The sequence below is a fragment of the Citrobacter sp. wls757 genome (genome assembly GCF_005280935.1).
In the GTDB taxonomy this organism is placed as follows: domain Bacteria; phylum Pseudomonadota; class Gammaproteobacteria; order Enterobacterales; family Enterobacteriaceae; genus Citrobacter; species Citrobacter portucalensis.
The window spans coordinates 102954-109080 of record NZ_SZWU01000039.1; the positions used below are offsets into that span (position 1 = coordinate 102954).

General features: G+C 51.4%; 4 protein-coding genes. 3 read left to right on the forward strand and 1 reads right to left on the reverse strand.

Going from position 1 to position 6127, the window contains the following annotated elements:
• Nucleotides 1–1362, reverse strand: a 1362-nt coding sequence (gene aroP, locus FDW94_RS11050) for an aromatic amino acid transporter AroP (protein ID WP_170974234.1), incomplete at its 3' end; no start/stop codon positions are given.
• Nucleotides 1363–1926: 564 nt separating this feature from the next.
• On the opposite strand from aroP, the gene pdhR reads away from it, so the two are divergent.
• From pdhR to FDW94_RS24125, 3 genes are all read left to right on the forward strand, one after another.
• Nucleotides 1927–2691, forward strand: coding sequence for a pyruvate dehydrogenase complex transcriptional repressor PdhR (gene pdhR, locus FDW94_RS11060; protein WP_003018699.1), 765 nt, complete (start codon nucleotides 1927–1929; stop codon nucleotides 2689–2691).
• 163 nt (nucleotides 2692–2854) lie between these two features.
• Nucleotides 2855–5518, forward strand: coding sequence for a pyruvate dehydrogenase (acetyl-transferring), homodimeric type (gene aceE, locus FDW94_RS11065; protein WP_048236129.1), 2664 nt, complete (start codon nucleotides 2855–2857; stop codon nucleotides 5516–5518).
• A 14-nt stretch (nucleotides 5519–5532) separates the two neighbouring features.
• On the forward strand, nucleotides 5533–6127 hold a 595-nt coding region (locus FDW94_RS24125; protein WP_283205069.1), incomplete at its 3' end, for a biotin/lipoyl-containing protein.

Consider the following 6127-nt stretch of genomic DNA (forward strand, 5'->3'; position numbering starts at 1 on the left):
AACCGCGCCGGCTGTTTTCTGTTTGCACAAGTAGCCGATGCCAAGAATAGCAATCCATACAGGGATTAAGTACACCGAGATCGCCATGCCCGGCGTCATCAGCATAATCACCAGTACTGCAGCCATGAAAATCAGGCACACCCAGTTACCCAGCGGATAGAGCAGCGCCGGGAAGCGGGTGGTAACACCCTGCTGCTGTTTGGCTTTGCGGAACTTCATGTGTGCCAGGCTAATCATTGCCCAGTTGATCACCAGTGCGGAAACCACCAGCGCCATCAGCAGGCCAAAGGCGGATTCCGGTGCCAGGTAGTTGATCAGCACACACAGAGCCGTCACCAGTGCGGAAACCAGAATGGTGTTCACCGGTACACCGCGTTTGTCGACGTTCATCAGCGCTTTCGGCGCATTGCCCTGCTGTGCCAGACCGAACAGCATACGGCTGTTGCAGTATACGCAGCTGTTATAGACAGAAAGGGCGGCAGTCAGCACTACGATGTTCAGGGCATTAGCAACAAAGGTGTCGCCCAGCTCGTGGAAAATAAGGACAAACGGGCTGGTATCCGCCGTGACACGCGTCCACGGCATCAGGGAAAGCAGAACCGCCAGCGAACCCACATAGAAAATCAGGATACGGTAGATAACCTGGTTAGTCGCTTTGGGGATGCTTTGCTCCGGGTTATCCGCTTCTGCTGCGGTGATCCCGACCAGCTCCAGCCCACCGAAAGAGAACATGATAATAGCCATCATCATCACCAGACCGGTGAAGCCATGCGGCAGGAAGCCTCCCTGGTCCCACAGGTTGCTGACGCTGGCCTGCGGGCCGCCGTTACCGCTAAACAGTAACCAGCCGCCGAACAGGATCATCGCTACGACGGCAATGACTTTAATAATGGCGAACCAGAACTCCATCTCACCAAACACTTTCACGTTGGTCAGGTTGATGGCGTTGATCAGCACAAAGAAGGCAGCCGCAGACACCCATGTTGGGATCTCCGGGTACCAGAACTGGATGTATTTACCCACGGCAGTTAGCTCAGCCATGGCAACCAGCACGTACAGCACCCAATAGTTCCAGCCGGAAGAGAACCCCGCGAAACCGCCCCAGTATTTATAAGCAAAGTGACTAAATGAGCCTGCAACGGGCTCTTCAACCACCATTTCACCTAACTGACGCATAATCAAAAAGGCGATAAAGCCGGCAATAGCGTAACCCAGAATAATACCCGGTCCTGCAGACTGGATAACGGATGCGCTACCGAGGAATAACCCGGTACCAATCGCGCCACCCAGTGCGATTAGCTGTATATGGCGGTTCTTAAGGCCGCGCTTGAGCTGATCGCCATGCTGTTGACTTTCCATCATGAAACCTCGTGTGTGGTTTTACTCTTCATATTTCGAGTGCTTATTTTTTGAACTACGCAGCAATGCGTGTGTAAGTTTGCAATTCCGTTTGTTGTATTAATTTGTTTACAGATGCTTTTGATAAAATGTTGCCTTAATACTTTTGTCTTGATCAGAATAATGATATGCGAGCGCGAATGCACCTGCTTTATGCGGGGAAGATGACGAGTTGAATAAAAAGAAACCATTTGTAAATGCGAGTTTATCTACCACAAAATTTCCATTTTGAATTTCTATTCATTAATAGTGGTTGATATATCGATAAATAAGCAGGTGAATCGGTTCAGATGAGATAATTTTTCGTTTCAATTCCGTTAAAACTACCCCGAGGTGGGTAAATTTAACATTTGTGCATAGTTACATGTTTGAAACGTTATTTCTGTAATGTTGTTAAAATATGCCTCCTTTACTGATTTCAATCAAAACCTGTATGGACAGAAGGTGAATACTTTGTTACTTTAGCGTCAAGAACATGAAATTGGTAAGACCAATTGACTCCGGGCAAATGGCTTAAGACAGGAAATCATGGCCTACAGCAAAATCCGCCAACCAAAACTCTCCGATGTGATTGAGCAGCAGCTGGAGTTTTTAATTCTTGAGGGGACACTTCGCCCCGGAGAAAAACTCCCACCGGAACGCGAGCTGGCAAAACAGTTCGACGTCTCCCGCCCCTCCTTACGCGAGGCGATCCAACGCCTTGAAGCGAAGGGCTTACTGCTTCGTCGTCAGGGCGGTGGCACTTTTGTTCAGAGCAGCCTGTGGCAGAGCTTTAGCGACCCACTGGTAGAGCTGCTCTCCGACCATCCTGAATCCCAGTTTGACCTGCTTGAAACGCGCCATGCGTTGGAAGGTATTGCAGCTTATTACGCTGCACTGCGCAGCACGGATGAAGACAAAACGCGTATCCGTGAACTCCACCATGCAATCGAGCTTGCGCAACAGTCCGGCGATCTTGACGGCGAATCTGATGCGGTACTTCAGTATCAAATTGCTGTCACCGAAGCGGCACACAATGTAGTGCTGCTCCATTTGCTAAGGTGTATGGAGCCGATGTTGGCCCAGAACGTTCGGCAAAACTTCGAATTGCTGTATGCGCGTCGTGAAATGCTGCCGCTGGTAAGCAGTCATCGTACCCGTATCTTTGAAGCAATTATCGCCGGGAAGCCTGAAGAAGCGCGTGAAGCGTCTCATCGTCACCTGGCCTTTATCGAAGAGATTCTGCTGGACAGAAGCCGTGAGGAAAGCCGTCGTGAACGCGCCTTACGCCGTCTGGAGCAACGAAAGAATTAGTGATTTTTCTGGCAGAACGTTAACCAGAAGATGTTGTAAATCAAGCGCCATATAAAGTGCGCGGCAACTAAACGCAGAACCTGTCTTATTACGCTCTCTGACGAGAACGTAATGGGACAGGTTCCAGATAACTCAACGTATTAGATAGATAAGGAATACCCCCATGTCAGAACGTTTCCCAAATGACGTGGATCCGATCGAAACTCGCGACTGGCTACAGGCGATCGAATCGGTCATCCGTGAAGAAGGTGTTGAGCGTGCTCAGTATCTGATCGACCAACTGCTTTCAGAAGCCCGCAAAGGCGGCGTGAAAGTAGCGGCAGGTGCAGGGGCCAGCAATTATGTAAACACTATTGCCGTTGAAGATGAACCGGAATACCCGGGCAATCTGGAGCTGGAACGTCGTATTCGTTCTGCTATCCGCTGGAACGCCATCATGACCGTACTGCGCGCGTCTAAAAAGGACCTCGAGCTGGGTGGCCACATGGCATCCTTCCAGTCCTCCGCAACGGTATATGATGTTTGCTTCAACCACTTCTTCCGTGCACGCAACGAGCAAGATGGCGGCGATCTGGTGTACTTCCAGGGTCACATCTCTCCGGGCATCTACGCACGCGCATTCCTGGAAGGTCGTCTGACTGAAGAGCAGATGAACAACTTCCGTCAGGAAGTACATGGCAAAGGCCTGTCTTCCTACCCGCACCCGAAACTGATGCCAGAATTCTGGCAGTTCCCGACCGTATCTATGGGTCTGGGCCCAATCGGTGCTATCTACCAGGCTAAATTCCTGAAATATCTGGAACACCGTGGCCTGAAAGATACCTCTAAACAGACCGTTTACGCCTTCCTGGGCGACGGCGAGATGGATGAGCCAGAATCTAAAGGTGCGATCACCATCGCGACCCGTGAAAAACTGGACAACCTGGTCTTTGTTATCAACTGTAACCTGCAGCGTCTTGACGGCCCGGTAACCGGTAACGGCAAGATTGTTAACGAACTGGAAGGCATCTTCGCGGGTGCTGGCTGGAACGTTATCAAAGTCATGTGGGGCGGTCGTTGGGATGAGCTGCTGCGTAAAGACACCAGCGGTAAACTGATCCAGCTGATGAACGAAACCGTTGACGGCGACTACCAGACCTTCAAATCCAAAGATGGCGCATACGTACGTGAACACTTCTTCGGTAAATACCCGGAAACCGCAGCACTGGTTGCTGACTGGACTGACGAGCAGATTTGGGCTCTGAACCGTGGTGGTCACGATCCGAAGAAAGTCTACGCTGCACTGAAAAAAGCACAGGAAACCAAAGGCAGAGCAACTGTAATCCTGGCCCATACCATCAAAGGTTACGGCATGGGTGACACTGCTGAAGGTAAAAACATCGCTCACCAGGTTAAGAAAATGAACATGGACGGCGTGCGTTATATCCGCGACCGTTTCAACGTTCCTGTGACCGATGAGCAGGTTGAAAACCTGTCTTACATCACCTTCCCGGAAGGTTCTGAAGAGCACACTTATCTGCACGCTCAGCGTCAGAAACTGCATGGCTACCTGCCAGCTCGTCAGCCGAACTTCACCGAGAAGCTGGAACTGCCAGCTCTGGAAGACTTCGGTGCGCTGCTGGAAGAGCAGAACAAAGAAATCTCCACCACTATCGCTTTCGTTCGTGCCCTGAACGTGATGCTGAAGAACAAGTCGATCAAAGATCGTCTGGTTCCGATCATCGCTGACGAAGCGCGTACTTTCGGTATGGAAGGTCTGTTCCGTCAGATTGGTATCTACAGCCCGAACGGTCAGCAGTACACCCCGCAGGACCGTGAGCAGGTTGCTTACTACAAAGAAGACGAGAAAGGTCAGATCCTGCAGGAAGGTATCAACGAACTGGGTGCAGGCGCATCCTGGCTGGCTGCTGCGACTTCTTACAGCACCAACGATCTGCCGATGATCCCGTTCTACATCTACTACTCCATGTTCGGGTTCCAGCGTATTGGTGACCTGTGCTGGCAGGCAGGCGACCAACAGGCTCGTGGCTTCCTGATTGGTGGTACTTCTGGTCGTACTACGCTGAACGGTGAAGGTCTGCAGCACGAAGATGGTCACAGCCATATTCAGTCTCTGACTATCCCGAACTGTATCTCTTACGATCCGTCTTACGCGTACGAAGTTGCGGTCATCATGCACGATGGTCTGGAGCGTATGTACGGTGAGAAACAAGAGAACGTTTACTACTACATCACCACGCTGAACGAAAACTACCACATGCCGGCAATGCCAGCAGGTGCCGAGGAAGGTATCCGTAAAGGTATCTACAAACTCGAAACCCTCGAAGGTAAGAAAGGTAAAGTTCAACTGCTGGGCTCCGGTTCTATCCTGCGTCACGTGCGTGAAGCAGCACAGATCCTGGCGAACGACTACGGTGTAGGTTCTGACGTTTACAGCGTAACCTCCTTCACTGAACTGGCGCGTGATGGCCAGGATTGTGAGCGCTGGAATATGCTGCACCCGCTGGAAACTCCGCGCGTTCCGTACATCGCTCAGGTGATGAACGACGCTCCGGCAGTGGCATCTACTGACTATATGAAACTGTTTGCCGAACAGGTTCGTACTTATGTACCAGCTGATGATTATCGCGTACTGGGTACTGACGGTTTCGGTCGCTCTGACAGCCGTGAAAACCTGCGTCACCACTTCGAAGTTGATGCTTCCTACGTGGTTGTAGCGGCCCTGGGCGAACTGGCTAAACGTGGCGAAATCGATAAGAAAGTGGTTGCTGACGCAATCATCAAATTCAACATCGATGCAGATAAAGTTAACCCGCGTCTGGCGTAAGAGGTAAAAGAATAATGGCTATCGAAATCAATGTACCGGACATCGGGGCTGATGAAGTTGAAATCACCGAGATCCTGGTCAAAGTAGGCGACAAAGTTGAAGCTGAACAGTCGCTGATCACCGTAGAAGGCGACAAAGCCTCTATGGAAGTTCCGTCCCCTCAGGCGGGTATCGTTAAAGAGATCAAAGTCTCTGTTGGCGACAAAACTGAGACCGGCAAACTGATCATGATTTTCGATTCCGCCGACGGTGCAGCAGCAGTTGCACCTGCTCAGGCAGAAGAGAAGAAAGAAGCAGCTCCGGCAGCAGCACCTGCTGCCTCTGCGGCGAAAGACGTACACGTACCTGACATCGGCGGCGACGAAGTAGAAGTTACCGAGATCATGGTTAAAGTGGGCGACACCGTTGCGGCTGAACAGTCTCTGATCACCGTTGAAGGTGACAAAGCCTCTATGGAAGTTCCGGCGCCGTTCGCCGGTACCGTTAAAGAGATCAAAATCAACACGGGTGACAAAGTGTCTACCGGTTCCCTGATTATGGTCTTCGAAGTGGCGGGCGCAGCGCCTGCTGCTGCACCGGCTCAGGCTGCTGCTCCAGCAGCAGCGGCGG